The sequence below is a fragment of the Cupriavidus sp. H19C3 genome (assembly GCF_049393815.1).
In the GTDB taxonomy this organism is placed as follows: domain Bacteria; phylum Pseudomonadota; class Gammaproteobacteria; order Burkholderiales; family Burkholderiaceae; genus Cupriavidus.
Genome location: NZ_CP184986.1, coordinates 98,611 through 122,644 on the forward strand (window position 1 = coordinate 98,611; position 24,034 = coordinate 122,644).

General features: G+C 66.7%; 19 protein-coding genes. 12 read left to right on the top strand and 7 right to left on the bottom strand.

Going from position 1 to position 24,034, the window contains the following annotated elements:
- Positions 1-29: 29 nt before the first annotated feature.
- A complete protein-coding gene (locus tag DFLDMN_RS19955) occupies positions 30-692 on the bottom strand; it encodes a GntR family transcriptional regulator (protein ID WP_423200518.1) in 663 nt (220 codons plus the stop codon).
- Positions 693-843: 151 nt separating this feature from the next.
- Between DFLDMN_RS19955 and DFLDMN_RS19960 the strand changes: the two genes are divergently transcribed.
- Complete coding sequence (locus tag DFLDMN_RS19960; protein WP_423199609.1) at positions 844-1,497, top strand: response regulator transcription factor; 654 nt, start codon at positions 844-846, stop codon at positions 1,495-1,497.
- A gap of 28 nt (positions 1,498-1,525) precedes the next feature.
- Here the strand turns inward: DFLDMN_RS19960 and DFLDMN_RS19965 are convergent, their stop codons facing one another.
- Positions 1,526-1,879 (bottom strand): response regulator transcription factor, encoded by a 354-nt coding sequence (locus tag DFLDMN_RS19965; RefSeq protein WP_423199610.1) that lies wholly within the window; start codon positions 1,877-1,879, stop codon positions 1,526-1,528.
- Between the two features lie 377 nt (positions 1,880-2,256).
- On the opposite strand from DFLDMN_RS19965, the gene DFLDMN_RS19970 reads away from it, so the two are divergent.
- The 3 genes from DFLDMN_RS19970 (at position 2,257) to DFLDMN_RS19980 (ending at position 8,845) form a co-directional block, all read left to right on the top strand.
- Entirely contained in the window at positions 2,257-2,385 is a 129-nt protein-coding gene (locus DFLDMN_RS19970) for a hypothetical protein (protein WP_423199611.1), read from the top strand.
- A gap of 23 nt (positions 2,386-2,408) precedes the next feature.
- On the top strand, positions 2,409-3,440 hold the full coding sequence (locus DFLDMN_RS19975) for a LysR family transcriptional regulator (RefSeq protein WP_423199612.1): 1,032 nt from the start codon (positions 2,409-2,411) through the stop codon (positions 3,438-3,440).
- A gap of 287 nt (positions 3,441-3,727) precedes the next feature.
- Positions 3,728-8,845, top strand: a complete 5,118-nt coding sequence (locus DFLDMN_RS19980) for a trifunctional serine/threonine-protein kinase/ATP-binding protein/sensor histidine kinase (RefSeq protein WP_423199613.1) — start codon at positions 3,728-3,730, stop codon at positions 8,843-8,845.
- Between the two features lie 46 nt (positions 8,846-8,891).
- Here the strand turns inward: DFLDMN_RS19980 and DFLDMN_RS19985 are convergent, their stop codons facing one another.
- The gene (locus DFLDMN_RS19985) at positions 8,892-9,605 is read right to left on the bottom strand and encodes a GntR family transcriptional regulator (protein WP_423199614.1); all 714 of its coding nucleotides are present in this window, start codon (positions 9,603-9,605) and stop codon (positions 8,892-8,894) included.
- Between the two features lie 149 nt (positions 9,606-9,754).
- Here DFLDMN_RS19985 and DFLDMN_RS19990 point away from each other — a divergent pair, with 149 nt between their 5' ends.
- The 6 genes from DFLDMN_RS19990 (at position 9,755) to DFLDMN_RS20015 (ending at position 17,047) form a co-directional block, all read left to right on the top strand.
- On the top strand, positions 9,755-10,765 hold the full coding sequence (locus tag DFLDMN_RS19990) for an alpha/beta fold hydrolase (protein ID WP_423199615.1): 1,011 nt from the start codon (positions 9,755-9,757) through the stop codon (positions 10,763-10,765).
- Between the two features lie 76 nt (positions 10,766-10,841).
- The gene (locus tag DFLDMN_RS19995; RefSeq protein ID WP_423199616.1) at positions 10,842-12,137 is read left to right on the top strand and encodes an iron-containing alcohol dehydrogenase; all 1,296 of its coding nucleotides are present in this window, start codon (positions 10,842-10,844) and stop codon (positions 12,135-12,137) included.
- 157 nt (positions 12,138-12,294) lie between these two features.
- Positions 12,295-13,674 carry an MFS transporter gene (locus tag DFLDMN_RS20000; protein ID WP_423199617.1) on the top strand — a complete coding sequence of 460 codons (1,380 nt, stop codon included), beginning with the start codon at positions 12,295-12,297 and terminating at the stop codon, positions 13,672-13,674.
- 115 nt (positions 13,675-13,789) lie between these two features.
- The gene (locus DFLDMN_RS20005) at positions 13,790-14,596 is read left to right on the top strand and encodes a sterol desaturase family protein (protein ID WP_423199618.1); all 807 of its coding nucleotides are present in this window, start codon (positions 13,790-13,792) and stop codon (positions 14,594-14,596) included.
- A 208-nt stretch (positions 14,597-14,804) separates the two neighbouring features.
- Positions 14,805-15,569 carry a substrate-binding periplasmic protein gene (locus tag DFLDMN_RS20010; RefSeq protein WP_423199619.1) on the top strand — a complete coding sequence of 255 codons (765 nt, stop codon included), beginning with the start codon at positions 14,805-14,807 and terminating at the stop codon, positions 15,567-15,569.
- A 50-nt stretch (positions 15,570-15,619) separates the two neighbouring features.
- Positions 15,620-17,047, top strand: coding sequence for a diguanylate cyclase (locus DFLDMN_RS20015; protein ID WP_423199620.1), 1,428 nt, complete (start codon positions 15,620-15,622; stop codon positions 17,045-17,047).
- A gap of 42 nt (positions 17,048-17,089) precedes the next feature.
- Here DFLDMN_RS20015 and DFLDMN_RS20020 read toward each other — a convergent pair whose 3' ends face one another.
- Both DFLDMN_RS20020 and DFLDMN_RS20025 read right to left on the bottom strand, forming a co-directional pair.
- Positions 17,090-17,557, bottom strand: coding sequence for a MaoC family dehydratase (locus tag DFLDMN_RS20020; RefSeq protein ID WP_423199621.1), 468 nt, complete (start codon positions 17,555-17,557; stop codon positions 17,090-17,092).
- Positions 17,558-17,609: 52 nt separating this feature from the next.
- Positions 17,610-18,779, bottom strand: a complete 1,170-nt coding sequence (locus DFLDMN_RS20025) for an acyl-CoA dehydrogenase family protein (RefSeq protein ID WP_423199622.1) — start codon at positions 18,777-18,779, stop codon at positions 17,610-17,612.
- Positions 18,780-18,923: 144 nt separating this feature from the next.
- Here DFLDMN_RS20025 and DFLDMN_RS20030 point away from each other — a divergent pair, with 144 nt between their 5' ends.
- Positions 18,924-20,228 carry an MFS transporter gene (locus DFLDMN_RS20030; RefSeq protein ID WP_423199623.1) on the top strand — a complete coding sequence of 435 codons (1,305 nt, stop codon included), beginning with the start codon at positions 18,924-18,926 and terminating at the stop codon, positions 20,226-20,228.
- A gap of 184 nt (positions 20,229-20,412) precedes the next feature.
- Here DFLDMN_RS20030 and DFLDMN_RS20035 read toward each other — a convergent pair whose 3' ends face one another.
- Positions 20,413-21,162 (bottom strand): IclR family transcriptional regulator, encoded by a 750-nt coding sequence (locus DFLDMN_RS20035; protein WP_423199624.1) that lies wholly within the window; start codon positions 21,160-21,162, stop codon positions 20,413-20,415.
- Between the two features lie 136 nt (positions 21,163-21,298).
- Positions 21,299-22,813 (bottom strand): class I adenylate-forming enzyme family protein, encoded by a 1,515-nt coding sequence (locus tag DFLDMN_RS20040; RefSeq protein ID WP_423199625.1) that lies wholly within the window; start codon positions 22,811-22,813, stop codon positions 21,299-21,301.
- 142 nt (positions 22,814-22,955) lie between these two features.
- On the opposite strand from DFLDMN_RS20040, the gene DFLDMN_RS20045 reads away from it, so the two are divergent.
- A complete protein-coding gene (locus tag DFLDMN_RS20045) occupies positions 22,956-23,999 on the top strand; it encodes a cyclase family protein (protein WP_423199626.1) in 1,044 nt (347 codons plus the stop codon).
- Positions 24,000-24,034: the final 35 nt, after the last annotated feature.

Genomic DNA, 24,034 nt, shown 5'->3' on the forward strand with positions numbered 1-24,034 from the left:
ACGCCCGTCTGGCGGCGTTGCCCTGGTGCTCAGGGCTGTTGCGCCAGCGCGGAGCGGAACAGCGGCTTCCACGACAGGATATGCCGGCTGATCAGCTCGCCGATGGTCTCCACGTCCTGGCGAATCGCCAGATCAATCATCTGGTAGTGCTCCTGCACCGATGCGCGCTGGCGTTGCCTGCCCTCGTCCGAATCGATGCCGTACAGGCGCATGTCGTCACGCAGCTGCATCACGAGACGCGTCAGCAGCGGATTGCCGACCTGCGCCACCAATGCCTCATGGAACGAGCGATCGCTGGCGATATAGCCGGAAACGTCGCCGCGCTCGACTGCGCGCGCCACCGCATCGGCAAGCTCCCGCACCGGCCGCGGATCCTTCAGGCCCTGGCGCGCGAGCGCCTCCAGCGCATGGCGCTCCAGCAGTTCGCGCATCGTGAACAGATTGTCGAGCGCCTCGAGTGACTGTGCTTCCACCCGAAAGCCGCGATTGCGCATCGGCACCAGCAGGCCATTGCGGCTCAGTTCCAGCAGGGCCTCCCGGACGGGGGTGGTGGAAATCCCGAGATCCGCTGCCAGGCCGGGGACCGAATAGACGGTGCCTGCGGGGGTACGACCCGACACGATTTCCGACCGCACGCGCTCCACCACCTGTTCGCGCAGGTTGGTGGCGCGGAGCTCCTGTATCGCCTCCATCATTTTCCTTGCTCGATGCCTGTCATGGCCGCAGTGTAGCGGACTTGGCGCGGTAGTGCGTGACGCGCGCGCAATGCCCGCAGGGTCTTGCCGGGTATTGCGGCGCGTATCCTTTTCCTACACTAGTGGGACCATGGGGGAAGGAGCCAAGATGAGTTCGTGGTCGCAGCCGACGCCTGGCCCGGGGGCCGCCGAACGCAGGGAGCGCGTGGTCTATGTGGTCGACGACGACGAGTCGATCCGGCTGTCGCTGAGCGGCCTGCTGCGCTCGAGCGGCCTGCGCGTGGAGACCTTCGAATCGGCCGAGGACTTTCTCGCCTTTCCCAAGGCCAACGCCCCCAGCTGCCTGATCCTCGATGTGCGGCTGCGCGGCGAGAGCGGGCTCGCCTTCCAGGAACAGATTGCCCGCAGCGGCATGCGCATGCCGATCGTCTTCATGACCGGACACGGCGATATCGCCATGACGGTCAAGGCCATGAAGGCCGGGGCGGTCGATTTCTTCGCCAAGCCGTTCCGCGACCAGGACATGCTCGATGCGGTGGCCAACGCGCTGGCGCGCGACGGCGAGCGGCTGGCCGCCGAGCATTCCACCGCGCGGCTGCGCGCGGCCTACGAATCGCTGACGCCGCGCGAGCGCGAAGTGATGGCGCTGGTGGTCGAAGGGCTGATGAACAAGCAGATTGCCGCCCGGCTCAACCTGAGCGAGGTCACGGTGAAGATCCACCGCGGGCAGGTCATGAAGAAAATGGCCGCGCGCTCGGTGGCGGAACTCGTCAAGCAGGCGGAATCGCTCGGCTCGCCCTAGTCGGCGCGCAAGGCGGCGGCGCCGCGCTTCAGTCCTCACCCAGTGCCACGCGCAGCCAGTGCGCAATGGCATCGGGGTCCACCGGCTTGGCCAGCACGGTCAGCGCACCATTGCCCAGCGCCTTGGCGCGGATATCGGCCGACGGAAATGCCGTGATGAAGATGGTGGGCGGGGCATGGCCGCGCGCCAGCATTTCGTCGCGCATGTCCACGCCCGACATGCCGGGCATCATGACATCGGAGATCAGGCACGCGGTGTCGGCAATCTGTCCCGATTGCAGGAATTCCTCCGCCGAGGCAAACAGTCGGGTCGGCTTGCCAAGCGAACGGACGAGGCTGGCCGTGGCCAGGCGCACGGCTTCGTCATCATCGACAATCGACACGAACCGGGTGGAATGCAAAAGAGCGACCTCGCTTCAGGAATGCCCGTACCAGCGCATCGCGTATCCGCTATCACGTACCCGCCATCGCGCCCCGTGCGCATATGGCCCACATATACGACCCAGCGTAGTGGGCCGGCCGGTCGCCGAGAATAATACCTACGTATTACACGCGTCATACCGCCAACGTCCCCGTACGGGTCGGCCCCACCGCGGACATACCGAGGTATTAGCACCCGATGCCAATGTAGCAGCCGGCGCTACCCGTGCGCAGCATGGCGCCGCGGCCGCCTGCGCCTACTCTCGATGCATGGACGGTGCGATTGCACAGTGCATTCGCGAAACACCATCACGGTGGGCCGGCATTGGGGGAAAACACCATGTTCAACGGGCTGCATAACTGGATTCTGATCGGCGGCAACGCGTACGACGAATATACGTTCGTACCATGGCTGAACCGGGTCGTGTATCGCCGCACGGTCGATCTGCATCGCATCTGTCTGCTCTAGCCGATTCGACGAAGGAGACCATCATGATCCACGCCGATTTTCACGTCGATGCCCACGCCGATTTTCGCGTCGATGCGTTGTCGAGCTGCTTCGCCACCAGCTACGCCGGCATTATCGCGTTCATGGCGGTGGCTACCGAAGGCAGCTTCATCAAGGCCAGCGAGCGCCTCGGTATCGGCCGCTCGGCGGTGTCGCGCAGCGTGCAGCGGCTGGAGGAGCAGCTCAGCACGCGCCTGTTCCTCAGGACCACGCGCTCCACCAGCCTGACGCGCGAAGGCGAACGGTTCTTCGAGCACTGCAACCTTGGCGTGACCCACATCATGGGCGCCATGAACGATATGCTCGATCTGCGCGAGGGTCCGCCGCGCGGTCTGCTGCGCGTATGCGCCGGCGCCGGCTTTGGCCGCAACGTGGTGGCGCCGCTGCTGTTGGCGTTCTCCGCGGCGTATCCCGACATCGCGGTCGACCTGATCCTCGACGATGAGCCGGCCGACTTTGCCGCCGACCAGATCGACGTGGCGTTTCGCGATGGCTTGATGGAAGACTCCAGCGTCATCGCCAAGCGTCTGATCCCGATGCAACTGGTGTTATGCGCCTCGCGCGACTACGCCCAACGGCGCGGCCTGCCCACCACGCTGGAGGCGCTCGCGCAGCACGACTGCATCAACCAGCGCCGCTCCGGTGGACGCGTCTGCGAGTGGGAATTCCAGGTGGACGGCCGGGTGCGCAAGTACCTGCCGCACGCCCGCCTGACCTTCAACGACGCGGAACTGGTCATGAAGGCCGTGCGCGATGGCCGCGGTCTGGCGCAGATGCCGGCGCACCAGGTCATGGATGGCCTGGCCCGCCATGACCTGGTAATGGCCTTGCCCCAGCACGTGCCGGGCGACCGCGGTCACTACATCTGCTACCTGTGCCGCCAGCATATGCCGACGCGCATCCGCGTCTTTATCGACTTCATGACCGAACAGATCCGCGCGCTGAAGCTCGACGACCTGACCGCGGCCCATGCCGCCGTGGCCGACGGCCATGAGGAGGCGCGCATGGCGGCCTGAGCCGGCACCGGACCTCGCCCACCCCCGAAACTTGCAGCACGATAGCCCGTGGGGTGGGTGCCATGCGGCAACGCGTCCTGCCACCCATGCGGCGCGTTCCGGGCGGATGCCGGTGGTATATGCTGGGAAAGCGTCCGGGTTTGCAGGTTGGGCTTGGCGATGTTGCCGTGTTGCCGTGGTGCGTGCGGGGTCGAGGGGTTGCCGTATGCATTGCCGCGCGCGCACAGCGGGCCCGCATCGCGTACCGACGGCGTACCAGACCAGACCTGCATGGGGTACCGGTGTCAATGGGTAACGACTTCCAGATATCGTGGGACGATGGCGAGCGCGTATTTGCGCGTGCGCCTGGCGCAGGACCGGACGCCAGCGTGCTGCTGGCACGGCTGGCCGCCGAGCAGCCACCGCCGGCCAGTCTCGAACGGCTGACCCACGAGTTCGGCCTCAAGGACGAACTCGACGGCGCCTGGGCGGCACGCCCGCTGGCGCTGACGCGCGAGGGCGGCCGTACCGTGCTGGTGCTCGAGGACGCGGGCGGACAACCGCTCGCGCACCTGCTCGGACTGCCGCTGCCGATCGACGCGTGCCTGCGGCTTGCCGTCTCGATCGCCGACGCGCTGTGCCAGCTCCATCGGCGCGGGCTGGTGCACAAGGACCTCAAGCCCACCCATATCGTGGTCGACTGTGCCGACGGCCACGCCCGCCTGACCGGCTTCGGCCTGACCTCGCGCCTGCCGCGCGAGCGCCAGGCTCCGGAGCCGCCCGAAACCATCGCCGGCACGCTCGCCTACATGGCGCCGGAGCAGACCGGGCGCATGAACCGGTCGATCGACTCGCGCAGCGACCTTTATGCCTTCGGCATCACGCTCTACCAGATGCTCACCGGCACGCTGCCGTTTGCCGCCGTCGAGCCGATGGAATGGGTGCACTGCCATATCGCACGCGCACCGGTGCCGCCCGCCGTGCGCGTGGCAGCGGTACCGGCGATGCTGTCCGGCATCGTCATGAAGCTGCTCGCCAAGACACCCGAGGACCGCTACCAGACCGCCGCGGGCGTGGCGCACGACCTGCGCCGCTGCCACGACGAGTGGAGGCGCCGCGGCCGCATCGACGAATTTCCGCTCGACGAACATGGCACGCCCGACCGTCTGCGGATCCCCGAAAAGCTGTACGGGCGCGAGCACGAGGTCGGCCAGCTGGTGGACGCGTTCTCGCGCATCGTCGCCAGCAGCACGCCGGAACTGGTGCTGGTATCCGGCTACTCGGGCATTGGCAAGTCTTCGGTCGTCAATGAACTGCACAAGGCGCTGGTGCCGCCGCGCGGGCTCTTTGCCAGCGGCAAGTTCGACCAGTACCAGCGCAATATCCCCTATGCCACGCTGGTGCAGGCTTTCCAGAGCCTGGTGCGCACGCTGCTGTGCAAGTGCGACGCCGAACTGGCAAGCTGGCGTGCGGCACTGCAGCAGGCGCTCGAACCGAACGCGCGGCTGATGACCGACCTGATACCCGAACTCAGGCTGATCATCGGCGATCCGCCGCCGGTACCGGCGCTGGAACCGCAGCAGGCGCAGCGCCGCTTTCTGCTGGTGTTCCGCCGCTTTATCGGCGTATTCGCGCGGCCCGAGCATCCGCTCGCGCTGTTTCTCGACGACCTGCAATGGCTCGATGCGGCCACGCTGGACCTGCTCGAAGACCTGCTGACCAGCGCCGACCTGCGCCACCTCATGCTGATTGGCGCCTACCGCGACAACGAAGTCGATGCCACGCATCCGCTGACGGCCAAGCTGGAGGCGATTCGCGCCGCGGGCGGCAGGATCGAGGCGATCACGCTTGCGCCGCTAGGCGCCGTACATGTGCGCCAGCTGATCGCGGAGGCGCTGCACAGCGAGCCCGCGTGCATCGAGCCGCTGGCGGCGCTGGTATGCGACAAGACCGGGGGCAACCCATTCTTCGTGATCCAGTTCCTGCATGCGCTCGTCGAGGAGGATCTGCTCAGCTTCCGGCACGATGCGCGCGCATGGCGCTGGGATGCCGATCGTATCCATGCCAAGGGCTACACCGACAATATCGTGCACCTGATGATCGGCAAGCTGGCACGGCTGCCGATGGCGACCCGGCATGCCTTGCAACAGATGGCATGCCTCGGCAACGTGGTCGAGACCGCGCGGCTGTCGCTGGTCCTCGGCCTGCCGCCGGCGCAGGTCCATGCGGTGCTGTGGGAGGCGATTCGCCTGGAACTGGTGGAGCGGCGCGAGGCGGTTTACGCGTTTGCGCATGACCGCGTACACGAAGCCGCGTATTCGCTGATTCCCGAGGCGGCGCGCGCGGCGGCCCACTTGCGCCTCGGCCGCCTGCTGGCCGCGCACACGCCGCCGGAGACGCGCGAGGAGAGCATCTTCGAAATCGTCGGCCAGCTCAACCGCGGCGCCGCGCTGATCGCGGATGGCAACGAGCGCGAGCAGCTGGCCGCGCTGAACCTGAGCGCGGGGCGGCGTGCCAAGGCCTCGACCGCGTATGCGTCGGCCCTGGCTTACCTGGTCACCGGCGCCGGCTTGCTCGACGATGGCGCGACGCATCCGCATGACCTGACCTTTGCGCTGGCGCTCAACCGCGCCGAATGCGAATTCCTGACCGGCCAGCTGGCCGCGGCCGATGAACGGCTGATGGCGCTCTCCGCCCAGGCGACCACCACCGCCGAGCGGGCGCTGGTGGCCTTCCTGCATCTGGATGTGTATCTCGTGCTCGACCACAGCGACCGCGCGGTCGCCGTGTGCCTGGCGTTTCTGCGCCATGTCGGCATCGACTGGTCGCCCCATCCCGACGACGAAGCGGTGCGGCTCGAATACGAGCAGATCTGGACGCGCCTCGGCGAGCGCGGCATCGAGTCGGTGCTCGATCTGCCGCCCATGGACGATGCTACCTCGCTGGCGACGGTCGAGGCCCTGAGCAAGTTGTTTGCGCCGGCCTTGCAGTCGGATGCCAACCTGGCCGACCTGACGATCTGCAAGGGCGTCAGCATCAGCCTGGAACGCGGCAACTGCGACGCCTCGTGCGTGGCGTACGCGAACCTGGGCCGTATCTCCGGCCCGCGCTTCGGCGCCTACGATGCGGGCTATCGCTTTGGCATGGTGGGCTGCCAACTGGTGGATCAGCGCGGGCTTACGCGCTTCGAGGCCAAGACCTACCTTTGTTTCTCGATCTTCGTCATGCGCTGGATGCGGCCGGTGCGCGAGTGCCGCGCGCTGCTGGAGCGCGCCTTCGATGCGGCCAACCGCAGCGGCGACCTGTCGTACGGCGCCTATACGCGCAACAACCTGGTGTCCGACCTGCTGTTCGGCGGCACGCCGTTGCCCGAGGTGCAGCGCGAGGCCGAACGCGGGCTGGCTTATGCGCAGAAGGTGGGCTTTGGCCTGGTGGTCGAGTTCATCGCCACGCAACGCGCGATGGTGCGCATGCTGCGCGGTCATACGCCGACGTTCGGCAGCTTCGACGATGCGCAGTTCGACGAGCGCCGGACCGAAGCGCAGTTCGACAGCAATCCCGGCCTCGCGCTGGGCGCCTACTGGTATTGGACGCGCAAGCTGCAGGCCTGTTATTTCGCGGGCAATCTGGCTGCCGCGCTCGCCGCCGCGGCCAGGGCGGAGGCACTGCAGTGGGCGGCCACCTCGTTCTTCGAGGAAGCCGAGTTCCAGTTCTTCAGCGCGCTGGTGCGTGCCGCGCGCTGCGATCAGGGACGGCATCGCGACGCGCTGCTCGCGCATCATGCGCGGCTGCAGCACTGGGCGGAACTGTGTCCGGCCAACTTTGCCGACCGGGCCTACCTGGTCGGCGCGGAAATCGCGCGCATCGACGAGCGTCTGGTCGACGCCGAGCATGGGTACGAGCGGGCCATCCACGCGGCGCAGGAGAGCGGCTTTGTCCATAACGAGGCCATCGCCAACGAGCTGGCGTCGCGCTTCTATGCCGCGCGCGGGCTGGAGCGGATTGCCCGCGCCTATATGCAGGACGCGCGCTATGCATACCTGCGCTGGGGCGCCGACGGCATGGTGCGGCAACTGGAGGAACGTTATCCGTACCTGCGCGCGGAGTCGCATGCGCCGGGACCGACCACCACCATCACGACGCCGGTGGAACACCTCGACCTTGCCACGGTGCTGAAGGTGTCGCAGGCGGCGTCGGCCGATCTCGTGCTGGAGAAGCTGATCGATATGGTCATGCGCACGGCCATCGAACAGGCCGGTGCCGAGCGGGGCTTGCTGATCCTGTCGGTCGGTGGCGAGCCGCGCATCGCGGCGGAGGCGACCACGGGCGGCGATGCCATGCAGGTGGTGCTGCAGGATGGGGCGCCCGGCCAGCAGCGGTTGCCGGAGTCGGTGCTATACCAGGTGTGGCGCACGCACGAGAGCGTGTTCGCGGACGATGCCACCAGCGAGCCGGCCTTTGCCACCGACGCCTATCTGCACCAGCATCGGACCCGTTCCCTGCTGTGCCTGCCGCTACTCAACCGCGCCAAGCTGATCGGCGCGCTCTACCTCGAGAACAACCTGATGGCGCGCGCGTTCAGCCCGAGCCGCGTGGCGGTGCTCAAGCTGGTGGCGTCGCAGGCGGCGATCTCGCTGGAGAACGCGCGCCTGTATCGCGATCTGGAGGAGCGCGAGGCGGAAGTGCGCGAGACCGAGCGGCGCTATCGCGAGGTGCAGACTGAACTCGCGCATGCCAACCGGGTGGCCACCATGGGGCAACTGGCCGCTTCCATTGCGCATGAGGTGAACCAGCCGATCGCCGCGACCGTGACCAATGCGCAGGCGGCGCTGCGCTGGCTGCGCACGGCGCCCGCGAACCTCGACGAGGTGGGCCTGGCGCTGGGTCGGATCGTCAGGGACGCCGATCGGGCCGCGGACGTGATTGCGCGCATTCGCGAGCTGGTGCGCAAGGCGCCGCCGCGCCGGGCGCCGGTGGATATCAATGCGGCCATCCGCGAGGTGGTGGCACTGACGCGCGGCGAGGCAACCAAGAGCGAGACGTCGGTGCGCCTGGCGCTGGCGGAAGGACTGCCGCGCATCCATGGCGATCGCGTCGAATTGCAGCAGGTGCTGATCAATCTGATCTTCAATGCGCTGGAGGCCATGCGCGACAGCGGCAAAGGGGGGCGGCGCGTCGAGATCCGTACCGCCAGCCCCGACCCGGCCACGGTGCTGGTGTCGGTAAGCGATTCCGGGCCGGGGTTCGCGCCGGAGAACATCGAGCGCGTGTTCCTGCCGTTCTATACGACCAAGGACACCGGACTGGGCATGGGGCTGTCGATCTGCCGCTCGATCATCGATGGCCACGGCGGCCGGCTGTGGGCGAGCGAGAATGTGCCGCGCGGCGCGGTGGTGCAATTTACCGTGCCGGCGGCAGGGTGCTGATGGGCGCGCGGGCGGGGTGCCAGTCCACCGCGGCAATCAGCGGCAATCAGCGGTAATCGCCGAGCACGGTCGCGCGCGTGAATTCCTCGATATTGTCGAGCAGCGCGTCGAGCGCCGCTCCGGCGCCATCGACCTCGCCGCGCGCAATCGCCGAGGCCACGGCGGCATGCAGCTTCGACATGGTGGGCAGGTCGGCGGCCTCCTTGTAATGCAGATACCAGAAGCGCCGCGACAGGCCATGCATCAGCCGCATCGATCCTTCCGCAAACTCGTTGCGCGCCGCCACCAGGCATAGCTCGTTGAACTCGCGGTCGGCGCGGACAAAGGCAACGTCGTCGCCATGGCGCGACGATTGCTCGAAGTCCTTGGCCAGCCGCTTGAAATGATCGCGTTGCTCAGGGGTGGCGCGGCGCGCCGCGCAGCGGCAGATCAGCCGTTCCACTTCGCGGCGCGTCTCCAGCAGGCGCAGTTGCTTGGCGACGTCGATGGGGGCAATCAGGAGTCCGCGCTGCGGCAGCACCATGATCAGGTGCTCGCGTGCCAGCCGCTGGATGGCCTCGCGAATCGGCGTCCGGCCAATACCCGTCATTTCGCTCAGTTGCAACTCCGATACGGAACTGCCCGGCGCCAGCCGCAGGGTGACGATCGCTTCCTCGATCTGTTCGTAGGCAAGGTCGGTCAGCTTGCCGCGCTGACCCGCGGATTCTTCGGTGTCCTGGACAGCCGCGGCACGTGCGCGGGTGGCGATTCTTGCGGTCATGGGCAATGTCTGCATGCACGGATGGCCCATTGTATATGAGCTGTAGGCAGCTTCTGTGCACCCGGGTTTACCTCCGGCTTCCAGGCCTTGTGGCGAGAATGTTTTCTGCTACTATGCGAGTAATATATTAGATGTGTACGGAGGCGGACGTGGCGGCTGGAGGCGGTCTGGCGCAGGGGGCAGGGCACGCATATGCCGGCGATAACCGGTTGCGGTACGGCCATCCGGAGCGGAAGCCTTGTCTGGCGGAGGACGACGTCCTCTGCGTCGGCGAGGGTCCCGTCACCGTGGTCGCGCTGCATGGCATCCAGGGCACGCGGGCGGCATGGCTGCCGCTGGCGCGGCAACTCGCGGATCGCTGCACCTTTATCCTGCCGAACCTGCCGGGGCGCGGGACGGCGGCGGCACCGCCCGATGCGCGCGACTGCTCGCTGGAAGCGTACGCGGCGGTGGTGGCGCGCGTGATCGAGACCCATGTCGTGGCGCGCGCCGCGGTTTGCGCGGACAGCCATACCGGGACGCAAACCGGCGCCCACACCGGCGCCCACACCGGCGCCCACACCGGCACCCACACCGCGGCCCCCTTCGTGCTGGCCGGCTGGAGCATGGGCGTGTCGGTCGCGCTGGCCTATCTGCGGCAAGCGCGCCATGCCGCGCAGCGGCACGCGGGCCCAGGCATGGGCACGGGCGCGGCACGCGCGAACGTGGCGCCGCCCATGCCTGCCGCTTTGCTGCTGGTGTCCGGCACGCCGTGCCTGCGCCAGGTGGCGTGGTTTGCATCGCCGGGAGATGCCGTGCTGGCCGACCCGCCCCTGACCGGCCTGCCGCCGGCCGAGCCGGCGCCCACCCTGCTCGACGACATCGCGGCGCGCGAGCGCCGCCTCGGCCTGGCCGAGGCAGCCGGGCATCGCACCGTGGCGTGGACCTGGATGGCGATCCGCCGCACCGATCAACGCGCCGAACTTGCCGCCGTGAACTGCCCGACGCTGGTCGTCCATGGCAGCGCGGACCACGACTGTCCGCTGGCCCACGGCACCATGCTCGCCGAAGGCATTGCCGGTGCCGAGCTGCTGGTGCTGCAGGGCGCGGGACACAGTGTGCTGACCGAGCGTACCGCCGACATCGCGGCGTATCTGCGCACGCGCTGGCCGGCCTCCTGATGCGGGCCCGCATCGGCACGATCACCTGAACATACCCACCGCACGCATCACGCGCGCGGCATCCCCAGGAGACAGCATGAGAGTGGAGGACATGGTCTATTTCTGCGCGCCGGCGCGGCTCGTGATGGGCGCCGGTTGCCGCGCGCAATTGCCGGCGCTGCTGCAGCGTCTTGGATACCGGCGCGGGCTGCTCGTCACGGACGCGTTCTTCGCCACGGCAACGCCTTGGGTCGACGAACTGGTAGCGGCCGCGCAGACGCATGGCGTCGAACTGCTGGTCCATGCCGGCGGCATGCCCGATCCGACCACCACGCTGTGCGATGCCGCCACCGTGGCGGTACGCGCGCAGATCGGCGCAGACCTGCGCGACCAGCCCGTCGACCACGTCATCGCGCTCGGCGGCGGCAGCAATATCGACCTCGCCAAGGCGCTTTGCCTGACATTGCCGCACGGCAAGCCGGTGCGGTCCTTCGTCGGACGCATTCCCGGCGGCACGCCGATCTTGCCGCTGGTCGCCATGCCTACCACCGCGGGCACCGGTTCCGAAGCCACGCCCGGCGCGATCCTCGTCGATCCGGACAACGCGACCAAGGTCGCCGTCATGGACAACCGCCTGCGTCCGGCCGTGGCCCTGGTCGATCCCGAATTCACCTACACCTGCCCGCCGCGCGTCACGGCCGATGCGGGGATCGATGCGCTCACGCATGCGATCGAGTCCTACCTGACGCTGGACTCGGCCGCCTTCGACCGCGGCGGCGATCCCGATCCCGGCTACAGCGGCCGCAACGCGCTGACGATGCTGTTTGCGCACGAATCGATCCGGCTGTGCAGCCAGTACCTGCTGCGTAGCTACCGGCAGGGCCACGACGATACGGAAGCACGTATCGGCATGAGCCACGCCAGCGTCTATGCGGCGCTGTCGTACGGCAGTGCCGGGCTCAACGCGGTGCACGGCATCGCGTACGCCGTGGCGGGCCTCACGCATCTGTCGCACGGTACGACCAACGCGGTGATGCTGCCCTATGTACTGGACGCCCTGCGCGACGTGCGGCAGCACGAACTGCTGGCCGTGGCGCGCCTGTTCGGCATCGACGACGCCGATGCCGCCTGCGCCGTCGCGCGTCTGCCAGTGGTGATCCGTGCGCTGATCGAGGCGGTCGGTATTCCCGCCACGCTGCGGGCATGCGCAATCCGCCGCGAAGACCTCGACCGCCTGGTCCGCGACGCGCTCGGTGTGACCCGCCTGGCCCGGGCCTTTCCGGTGCCGGACGTGGCGGCGCGCTACGCGTCGATCGTGCACAACGCCTGGGCGGGCACGCTGGCCGCCGATGCCAACTCCGCGCCGGCGACGGCGCCGCTGCGCGTGGCGTAGCGGGCGATCCCGGCAGTCGTTGCGGCGCGCAGGCAGGATCGGTTGATCCGAGCTGGTCCGCACGGCGGTAAACCATTACTTGAACACCATAGATGTACAACTAATATATTAGAAGGCGTGCCGCCAACGAGCGCGCCATCCGACACAGGAGACAACCATGGATATGTCAGCAGGCGCCCTCAGGCTGGAGGCCGGTATCGCGGCGCGACTGGAACGACTGCCGATGACGGGCTACCAGCGCTCGCTGTTCGGCATCATCGCCACCGCGTGGTTTTTCGATTCGATGGACCTCGGGCTGATGACCTTCGTGCTCGGGTCCATCAAGGCCGAGTTTGGCCTCAGTGCCGCCCAGGCCGGTCTGCTGGCGAGCTCCAGTTTTTTCGGCATGTTCCTCGGTGCCGCCATCGCCGGCCTGCTGGCCGACCGCTTCGGCCGCAAGCCCGTGTTTCAGGTCAGCATGATCTTCTGGGGCGTGGGCAGCCTGATGTGCGGGCTGGCGGACAACGTCACCGCGCTGATGCTGTATCGCGTGCTGCTCGGTTTTGGCATGGGCATGGAATTTCCGATCGGCCTGTCGATGGTCTCGGAGATCGTGCCAGCCAGGAGCCGCGGCAAGTATGTGGCCATCCTGGAAGGCTTCTGGCCGATCGGCTTTATCGCCGCCGGCGCGTTCACGTATCTGCTGTTGCCCGTGGTGGGCTGGCGCGGCATCTTTATCGCGCTGTCGATCCCCGCGGTATTCGTCTTCGTGGTGCGCCGCATGGTGCCCGAGTCGCCACGCTGGCTTGAGGACGTGGGTCGCAGGCGCGAGGCCGACGCGGTCATGGCCCATATCGAGCAGCGCGTCGAGCGCGCCTGGGGCCGGCCCTTGCCAGCGGTGAGCACCGGCTATGCCGCGTCCGCATCGACCAGTCGCAAGACCCGCTTCATGGAACTGTGGTCGGGTCCGTACGCGCGCCGCACCATCATGCTGTGGTCGGTCTGGTTCTTCGCGCTGCTCGGCTACTACGGGCTGACCACCTGGCTCGGCGCGCTGCTGCAGCAGGCCGGCTATGCGGTCACCCAGTCGGTGCTCTATACGGTCTATATCTCGATCGCCGGCATTCCGGGTTTCATGTTCGCGGCCTGGCTACTGGAAAAGTGGGGGCGCAAGCCGACTTGCGCGCTGATGCTGCTGGGCAGCGCCGTGGCGGCGTACGCCTATGGTCAGGCCGCGGTGCACAAGGTGCCGGCCGAACAGCTGATCGCCGCCGGCCTGTGCATGCAGTTCTTCCTGTTCGGCATGTGGTCGGTGCTCTATGCCTATACGCCGGAGCTCTATCCCACGCGCTCGCGCGCCACCGGTTCGGGCTTTGCATCGTCGATCGGCCGCATCGGTTCGCTGATCGGTCCCTATCTCGTGGGCGTGCTGCTTCCGGTCACGGGGCAGGGCGGCGTGTTTACCCTCGGCGCGCTGTCGTTCGCCGTGGCGGCGGCCATGGTGCTGATGCTCGGCGTGGAAACGCGGGGCCGCGCCCTGGAGGAAGTTTCGCAGTAGCGGCACTGCCGCCCACCGCATGGCGCCCCTGGCCGCCCAGGGGCATTTTTTGGCTTGCCGTATTTTTATATCCAACTAATATATTAGTACGGCGCATGTTTTACGGAGACGCATCATGATGACTGAACGTCAACGCCAGTTCAGGGAGCAGTACAAGTCCAATATCAGTCCGCTCTACAACGGGCTGCTGCATATCGTCGTGATCTACGGGGTGGGAGCAGCCGCGCTGTATTGGGCCATTGGCCGCCTGCACGGGGTCACGTGGGAATGGGCGCTGATCCTGCCGGTATTCCTCGCCGGCAACTTCGTCGAATGGTTCATGCATCGCTATGTCATGCATCGCCGCATCGACGTGTTTGCGCTGCGCGCCATCTACGAGCGGCACACGCGCCAGCACCACCAGTACTTCACCGACCAGGAACCGACCATCGACAGCACGCGTGAATTCCGCATCGTGTTCTTTCCGTGGCGCGTGCTGGCCACGCTTGGTGTGGGGGGCGGTGTGCTCGGCTATCTGGCGGCCTGGGTCTTCAATGCCAATGCCGGTTACTTCGTCTTCATCACGATGGTGGCCCAGTATCTGGTCTACGAGACCTTCCACTATTGCTGCCACGTCCACGACAACTGGTTCGTGCGCAACGTGCCGTTCATCAATACGATCCGGCGCCACCATACCGCCCATCACAACATGGGCATCATGATGAAGTACAACATGAACCTGACCTTCCCGATCGCCGACTACATCATGGGCACGTCGGACCTGCGCCGCGGGCTGATCGGCCATCTCTTCAACGGCTACAGCGAGGCGCACGTGAAGGAAGAACTGAAGCCGATCATCCGGAAATTTCGTACGGACCATTCCCGCGTCACGCTGGATGGGCCGGTGCTCGACGACGACGAGCGGCGTGCCATGGCCGCGTAGCCCGGCGCAAAGTGCGTCGGAATGCCCGCGAGCCGTCTGGAAGCCGCTTGCGGGCAGCTGTAGCGTGCGCGCAAGCCCCCCCTCCGAAGGGGCTAAGCGAGAGCGGGGATTGCCGTTATGATCGCGTGGAATCACACAGGGGCCACCGGCGGGCAGCGCATGCCGCACGCAAGCCGGCCTTGTGTCCTGCTCAGCGATCCCCGACGCCATGCCTCTTCACGCTACTTGCCGGAACTTCCTTGCCGCCTGCGTGTTGCTGGCCCTGCCGCCAGGCATGCCGGTGGCCGCCGCCGAGACCACGCTCGTGCTGTACTCGGAGGCTGGCCAGCGCCCGCTCTCGTATGAAGAGGGCGGCGTGCCGCGCGGCGCATACATCGAGAACCTGAATCGCATTCTCCGCCGCATTCCCGAGTTCAAGGTCGAGGTTCGCTTCGCCTCATGGGCGCGCGCGGTCGAGGAAGCCAGGAACGGCAACAGCGCCGGCGTGCTGGGCGTCTACTATCGTCCGGCGGAGCGCCCGTTCCTCAACCATTCCAAGGCCTTCTATACGGAAGATGTCGCGGTGCACTGTAACCGCGACGCGATCGAGGGCCGCACCTTCCGCCACTATCCCGACGACTTCGTCGGGCTGCGCTTCGGCAACCAGCGCCGCTACCTCGCGCCGGGCCCGCGCTTCTTCCAGCTGGCGAACGAAGGCAAGATCGAGGTCGTGGAAGGCCACGAGTTCCAGGACCTCGTGAAGAAGATGCTGGTGCAGGAAATCGACTGCGTGATCAATCCCAGCGTGGTGCTCAACGAGGCGCTGGTCTCGCTGGAAGCCCGCGGCCTGCCGGAGCGCATGCGCTACAAGTCCAGGCGCGTGATGACGGTCAAGACCGAGACCGTCCATATCGGCTTCAGCAAGAAATATGAAGAATCGCACCCCGAACTAGCCCGTTTCCGCCAGTTGTTCGACAAGGCGGTGGATGAATAGCATGCTGACCTGATATCTTCCTGCCTCTGTCGCCCAGGATTGCGCATCTCATGCCATTGCCTTCACCGGTGCACTCGATCCGGAACAGGATGATCGTGCTGTTCATTGTTGTCACCACGACAACGCTGGGCGCATTTGCCGTGCATCGGCAATGGCTGCTGCGGCAGGATCTGGAGGAGCGCTTCGAGCGCACGCGCACGGAGGTCATGGAGGGGCTGCGCCAGAGCCTGGCCGAACCCACGTGGGAGCTCAACGTCGCCATGCTGCGCACGCGGCTCGAGGCCACGCTGATCCATCCGGAAGTCGTCGAGGCGTGCGTGTTCGCGCCCGAACGCGACGAGGTCTATGCCGAAGTCCATCGCCGCCCGCCGCCGGCCCGTGCGCCCGCGCACCATCTGCCCAACGTGGCGCCGCAGGCGGCCCGTGCGGCGGCTGCCGCGCCCATGTGTGGCGTGGCCGGACCGCACGACGTGTTATCCGAAGTCGTGCTGTTTCCGCCTGACGATATCGATGCCGAGCGCCGCAATCAGGCGATCGGCCAGGCCGTGATCCATTTCACGCGCGACCATCTGGACCGGACGCTGCGCTCGGCGATGGTGCGCGGCGTGACCGAGGTTGCCGCCATCGACGTGGTGCTGGTGCTGCTGCTCACCTTCGGGCTGCGCATGGTGTTCCGCCCGCTCGACCATTTGCGCGGCAAGCTGTTCGAGCTGGCCTCCAATCACGGTGACGACCTCGACGAACTGACCCGGCTTGGCCGCACGGAGTTCGACAGCGTGATCGACGGCTTCAACGAGGTCCTGCGCAAGCTCAAGCGCATCATCGCCCAGCGTACCGAGGCGGAAGTCGCGGCGCGCGCCGCCATCCGCAGCAGCCACGAGGCCTTTGCCCAGATCCAGGCCACGCAGACGGAGCTGGTCGAAACCAACCGGCAGCTGGAGGCGCTCTCCAAGACCGACCAGCTGACCGGCGTGTTCAACCGGCGCCATCTCAACGACGTCCTTGCCCGGGCGCTGGAGCGCAACCAGCGCGACGGCAGCGTGTTCTCGATCGTTCTCATCGACGTGGATCGCTTCAAGTCGGTCAACGATACCTACGGGCATCAGGTCGGCGACCAGGTGCTGGTGGAGATGGCCGCCTGCATCCTCAAGGTCAAGCGTGGCAGCGATACGGTCGGTCGCTGGGGCGGCGAGGAATTCATGCTGATCTGCCCCGATACCGCCCTGCAGAACGCGGTGCGCTTTGCCGAGCGGCTGCGCCAGGCGGTGGCGGCGCGCGACTTTGCCGTGACCGGCCGCATGACCGCGAGCCTTGGCGTGGCGAGCGTGCGGCCCGGAGACACCATTCACGGCATGATCTCGCGCGCCGATGCGGCGCTGTACCGAAGCAAGGAAGGCGGGCGCGACCGCGTCGAGTACGCCGGCGACGATGGCATGCCGCCCGCGGCAGCGCCGGTCACGCCGCCGGCGTCGGCCTGAACGGTACGGGCTCACCGGCTCACCGGCTCACCGGCACCGCGCTCAGTCCGGCCGGCCCGCCAGCAGACGCCGCGCGGTGTAGGTCATGACGGTCTCGCCGCGCTGGTTGCAGACCTCGATTGCGGAGTCGACCACCGCACGGCCGCTTTTCGAAGTCGGCCGAATGCCGGTGACGACGATGCGTGCGTGGATGGTATCTCCCACCACCACCGGCGCGTGGATCTTCTGCGTGAGTTCCAGCATCGCCAGGCCGGTGCCCTGGATCATGGTCTGCAGGATAAAGCCCTCGATCAGCGTGTAGGTCAGCGCGCCGGGCACCGGCCGACCGCGGATGGCGCCGGCCTCGTAGCCGTCCTCGATAAAGATCGCCTCCAGCATGCCGGTCACCGAGATGAAGTTGACCAGGTCGGTCTCGGTGACCGTGCGGCGGAAGGTCTCGAAGACCTGCCCCTCGCGGATATCCTGCCAGTAGAAGCCTTGTCCCAGGCGTTGCGGCTGCGTGCCGTTCATGTCGTCTCCTCGTTGGTAGTGCGCAATGTCTGCGGGAAGGAAATGGCCCGGGTTACAGGTCCGGGTCGTAGGTCTGGAGTGCCTTGCCGATCGTGTTGCGCAGGATTTCCGAGGCCCCGCCGGCAATCTCGTAGGCCTTGGCATCGCGCAGATAGCGACCGTACGGCGAGTTTTCCATCACGCCATAGGCACCGCATACCTGGATCGCGGTGCCGGCCACCTCGGTGGCGAGCGCGGCGGCCATCAGCTTGGCCTCGCTCGACAGCCGGGGCACGTCGATGTCGGCGGATCCCGGCGCGGCATCGAGCGCGGCATCGAGTGCGTCGGCGGCGCGATAGGTGAGCAGGCGCGCGGCGTCGATGCGCGTGACCATATCGGCGAAGTACCACTGGATGCCCTGCTTGTCGAAGACGGAGCTGTCGAACACCTTGCGTTGCTTCGCATGGGCGAGCGCGCGGTCGAACGCCGCGCGCGCGATGCCGAGGCTGATGCCGGCCGCCATGGTGCGGGAGTAGTTCAGCGTGGTCACCGCCTGGCGCACGCCCTTGCCTCCGAGGCCGATCAGGTGATCGAGCGGCAGCCGCACCTGATCGAGCACCAGGTTTACGTGAGGTCCGTTGCGCAGGCCGAACGTGGCCGAGTTGGTGCCGACGTAGGTCGAGAGGCCGTCGGTAGCGCCGGGTAACGCAAATGCCGACACGCCGCCGGGTGTCTCCGCGAGGATGATGAAGAATTCCGCGGCCGAGCCCGAGGTGATGAACGACTTCTCGCCGTCGAGCACCCATTCGTCACCGACTTGCACGGCCTTGGTATCGAGCGAGCGGATATCGCTGCCGTGGTTGGCTTCGGTCAGCGCATAGGCGGAGATCAGGCCATCGGCGAAGCGCGGCAGGTAGCGCCGCCGCAGCGACTCGCCGCCGAACAGGTAAAGAATGGTCTGCGCCTGCAGGATCGTGATCAGGCTGATGCCGACCGCGGCACTCGCATACGACGCTTCCTCGAACACCGCCAGCGCATGACGATAACTGCCGCGGCCACCGTAGGCCTCCGGCAGGAAGATGCTGTTGTAGCCGGCGCGCGCCAGCATGCGGATTTCGTCGACGGGATAGACATCGTTGGCGTCGATCGCCGCCGCGTTCGGTTCGATGCGCGTCTTCACCAGCGTGCGCAATGTCTGCAGGAATGACGGCTCCACCATGTCTTGCCAGAGCTTGCCGGCCATGTCGGTCTCCTTGTATGGCTTACGGAATGCTTCCTAGGCATTCAGTATGCTGAATGAATATTCTATAGGTTGACATTATACGGGCCGGTCGTAGAATCGGTGCAAGCCGTACACAGATAAAAAACGACGACACCGGAGACAACCATGCAGTGGTATCGAGAACTGAAAAAGGAGGAACGCCGCACCTTTGTGGCGGCGTTCGGGGGCTGGGCGCTGGACGGCGTGGACTTCATGATGTTCACGTTCGTGCTCGGCACGTTGATGTCGATCTGGCATATCGATCGCGCGCAGGCCGGCATGCTCGGTACCGTCACGCTGCTGGTGTCGGCGGTGGGCGGCTGGCTGGCCGGCATTCTGGCCGACCGCTATGGCCGGGTACGCGTGATGCAGTGGACGATCCTGTGGTTCTCGGTCTGCACGCTGCTGCTGGGTTTTGCGCAGAGCTTCGAGCAGGCCTTCTTCCTGCGTGCACTGCAGGGCCTGGGCTTCGGCGGCGAATGGGCGGTGGGCTCGGTGCTGATGGGCGAGATGGTGCGCGGCCAGCACCGCGGCAAGGCGGTCGGTACCGTGCAGAGCGCATGGGCGGTCGGCTGGGGCATCGCCGCCATTGCCTATACGCTCGTGTATTCGTTCGTGCCCGAGGAACAGGCGTGGCGCATCCTGTTCTGGATCGGCATCCTGCCGGCGCTGCTGGTGTTCTACATCCGCCGGCATGTGCCGGAGCCCGAGGTATCGGCGAAGGCGCGCGCGGCCGCCGCGGCAAGCGGTGAGCGCGTGCCGTTCACGCGTATCTTCTCGCCGCGCCTGCTGCGTGTGACGCTGCTGACCTCACTGCTGTGCACGGGTGTGCAGGGCGGCTATTACGCCATCACGATCTGGCTGCCGACGTTCCTGCGCACCAGGTACCACCTGTCGGTGCTCGATACGGGCGGCTACCTGATGGTGGTGATCGTGGGCTCGTTCACCGGCTATATCGTCGGCGCCTATCTGACCGACTGGTGGGGGCGCCGCGCCAATCTATATGTGTTCACGGTGCTGTCCGGCCTGTCGATCTGGTTCTACAGCCAGTACGACATCAGCAATAGCCAGATGCTGCTGCTCGGCTTTCCGCTCGGGTTTGCGGCCTCGGGCATCTACAGCGGCCTGGGCTCGTTCCTGACCGAGCTGTTCCCGGCCTCGGTGCGCGCCAGCGGACAGGGCTTTGCCTATAGCTTCGGGCGCGCGGTGGGCGCGCTGTTTCCCACGCTGGTGGGCCACCTCAGCGAGCGCGTGGGCCTGGCGGCGGCCATCGGTGCATTTGCCGGCGGCGCGTATGTGCTGGTGCTGATTGCCGCGACGCTGCTGCCGGAAACGCGCGGCAAGGAACTCGACGACCGCGATGGCGAACCAGCCGGCGACGCGCGGGTCCGCGAGGACGGCGAGAAGCCGCTGTCGGCGTCGGCGGAATAGGAAAGGGGTAAAGGCGTAAAGGCGTAAAGGCGTAACGGCGTAACGGCGTAACGGCGTAACGGCGTAAAGGCGTAAAGGCGTAAAGGCGTAAAGGCGTAAAGGCGTAAAGGCGTAAAGGCGTAAAGGCGTAAAGGCGGCGAGGAAGCCCACCCGGCGTCGCGGCGACCGGGCGCAGCGCGATGGATCAGGCGCTGCGCACTTCAAACGCGGAGCGCCAGTTCCGGGTAAATGCGGTCACGAGCTTCGCGTAGCGGTCGAGCGCCGGTTCGATGCGCGACGACGGGCCGGCGATGGCCACCGCGTAGTATTCCTTGCCGACCCGCATCGCATCGGCCACCGCGCTTACGTCGTCGAAATACTCCCCGCTGCTCATATACCAACCCCGCGCGCGGCTGGTCTCCAGATCCTTGAGCAACGCCGCGCGCGTGGTGATCGACTTGCGGCCACGCTTGACGAACTGCACTTCGGCCAGCATCGCCTCGCGTTCCTCGGGCGGCATTGCGCCAAGCAGGGCCTTGCCGACCGCGCTCGCATGGAGCGGCCGCGTATCGCCCACGCGCACGATAAAGCGGATGCTCTGCTCGCTCTCCAGCACTTCCACATAGGTGGCGTGGTTGCCGACCAGCTTGGCCAGCACCACGGTCTCGGCGCACTTGTCGCGCATGTCCGCGAGCTGCGGCACCACCCAGTCCGGCAGTGGATCGAATTCCTCGATCGAGCGGGCCAGGTGTCCGAGCAGACGCGTCATGTAGTAGCCGCCCTGCGTTTTGCTTTCCATCAGGTAGCCGCGCGACTCCAGCGTCTTGACCAGGCCATGGCAACTCGAGAGCGGCATGCCGGTTGCCTTGGCCAGCACCGATACCGACATCGGGCGACGCTCGCGCGCGAAGATCTCGATAATGTCCAGGGTGCGGCCGGCGGCGGGTACGGTCATGGGCAGGATGGGTTAGGGTGACAGGCGCCAATGATAGCGGATCGATAGCACCTCGATCGCGGGCCGAGTGGCTACCAACAGGGGACCAGGAGGGCACAGGCGCGGATCCTGCAATAACTTACGGACGGATCGGCGCTCAGTGCTCGCCGCCGGCGGCGCGGATATCGATGGTCGCGGCCGAGTTCCCGGGCAGGCGGAAGCGCTGGACCTTCTGCGTCGGCGTCTTGGGGATCTCGGCAACGAACTCCAGATAGCGCGGCACCATATGGCGCGGCAGCACCTCGCGCAGATAGGTTATCAGCGCGCCCGCCTCGAAGCCTTCGCGCTGCACGATCACGAGCTTGACCTCTTCCTCCAGGATATCGTCGGCCACGCCCACGGCGGCGCAGTCGGCGATGTGCGCGAACTTGAGCGCGGCCAGTTCGATCTCGACCGGCGAGATCATCTCGCCGCCGCGCCGGATCAGTTCCTTCTTGCGGCCTTCGAAATACAGGTAGCCGTCGGCATCGAAGCGTCCCAGGTCGCCGGTGTGGAACCACAGGTTGTCCATGGCGGCCAGCGTTTCCTCGGGCTTGCGGAAGTATCCGGTGGTCATGACATAGGGTTCGCGGGGCCGTACGGCGATCTCGCCGACCTGCCCGGGCGGCAGGATACGTCCGTCGTTGCCGAGCACGACCACATCGAAGTCGTCGCGCGCGGCACCGACCGAACCAAAGCGATAGCGCGCCTTCGCATTGATCGTGACCAGCCCGCCGGTCTCGGTCATGCCATACAGTTCGTGCACCTGCACCGGCAGCAGTCCGGTCAGACGCTCCCACACCGCGCGCGGCGCGCCGCCACCCACGCACCAGCGCAGCGGGCTCTGCACGGGCGCGGCCCATTCCTTGGCGAGGATGCTCAGCACGGTGCCCACGTAGGTAAAGCCGGTGGCGCGGAAGTGCTCGGCCTGCTGCAGGAACTTCGACGCGGAGAACTTCGGCACGATCGCCACGCTGCAGCCGACCGTCAGCGCCGACATGACCGAATACATCTGCGGGTTGGCATGATGCAGCGGCAGAAAGGTGAGGATGCGATCGTCGCGCGTGATGCCGATGGCCTGCGTCACCTTCTCGCCCGCGGCCAGGTAGGAGCGGTTGGGAATCACCACGCCCTTGGGCAGCCCGGTGGTGCCGGAGGTGTAGAGGATGGCCGCGGCGGTGTGGTCTTCCGCCTGCGCCAGGCCATCGGCGGCAGCCGGCGCAAACGCCGCGATCGCGCCGAGGAACTCGGCTTCGTCCTCGAACGCGCGCACCGCGATATCGCACTCGCGCAGGTCGGCGGCAAAACGCGCCTGTTCAGGGGTCTCGCAGAACAGGAAGCGCGACGCGCTCTGCTGCACGATGTACCGCAGCGGATCGCCAAACATCTCGTGGCTGACCGGTACCGCCACCGCCCCGCGCGCCAGCAGCGCAAACCATGTGAACAGGAACAGCGGCCGGTTGCCGATCGCCACCACCACGCGATCGCCGCGCTGTACGCCCAGCGTATCGAGCCAGCCCGCGCCGCGCAGCGCGGCGTCGGCCACCGCGCCAAACGACCAGCACTGGTCCTCGTAAAGCAGGAACGGAGCCTCGGCCTGGGCGCGGGCGATATGCAACAGACGGGAAATCATCGTGTCTCCTGTTTTCAGTATAGTGAATTTACAATCAGCCGGTTGACATTGTAAGCCTCAAGGCTAGAATTCGGAAGCGGCATCGAGACCGGCACGCGCCGTGGTCCGGAGCCACGACTACATAAAAACAGGAGACGGTTGCATGGCAACACGCTGGAAGCGTCGGCCCGAGGGCTCGACATGGGGAGACTTTGGCGAGGACGACCAGCTCGGTCGCCTCAACCTGCTGACGCCCGAAAAGGTCCGGGCCGGTATAGCCGAAGTGAAGGAAGGCCGCTCGTTCTGCCTGAGCCTGCCGCTCGACTATCCGGGTGGCGCGGTGCTCAATCCGCGCCGGCACCCGCCGCGCCTGTCGCCCACGCTGCAGGATGGCTGCCCGTGCCTGAACTTTCCGCTGGCACGCCTCGATGCGCGCAATACCGATGTGCTCAGCGACGACGAGGTCACACTTGCCCTCCAGTACTCCACGCAGTGGGATTCGTTTGCGCATGTGGGCGCCTTCTTCGACGTGGCAGGCAATGGCGTAAAGGAGAAGGTCTACTACAACGGCTATCGCGCCAACGAGCATGTGGTGGGCCCGCGCGACTATCAGCCCGAGGGCGACCGGGACGTGGAGGGCCCGTACGGCGCGCACGCGCTCGGCGTGGCCAACATGGCGCGCAAGGCGATCCAGGGCCGTGCGGTGATGATCGACCTCAAGCATCATTTCGGGCTTGAGCGGCACTACGTCGGCTATGACGATCTGATGCGCGTGCTGGACCAGGATCGCATCGACGTGTTGCCCGGCGACATGCTGGTGCTGCGTACGGGCTTTACCGAAGTGCTGGTCGGCATGAACCGCAATCCCGACGGCGATGTGCTGGCCCGCACCGCGGCCGTGCTCGACGGTCGCGACGAGCCGCTGCTGCAATGGATCTCGGATAGCCAGGTTGCCGCAATCTGCGCCGACAACTACGCGGTGGAAGGATTGCCGGCGCTGGAGGTCACGCTGGGCCAGCGACCGGCGCTGCCGCTGCACCAGCACTGCCTGTTCAAGCTCGGCGTGCCGCTGGCAGAACTGTGGTGGCTGGCGGAACTGGCTGACTGGCTGCGCGCGCACCAGCGCTCGGCCTTCCTGCTGACCGCGCCGCCGCTCTATCTGCCGGGCGCGGTCGGCTCGCCCGTCACGCCGGTCGCCACCGTCTGAGCGCGGCCCGCGCGTGACCGGTAGCCGCACACCAT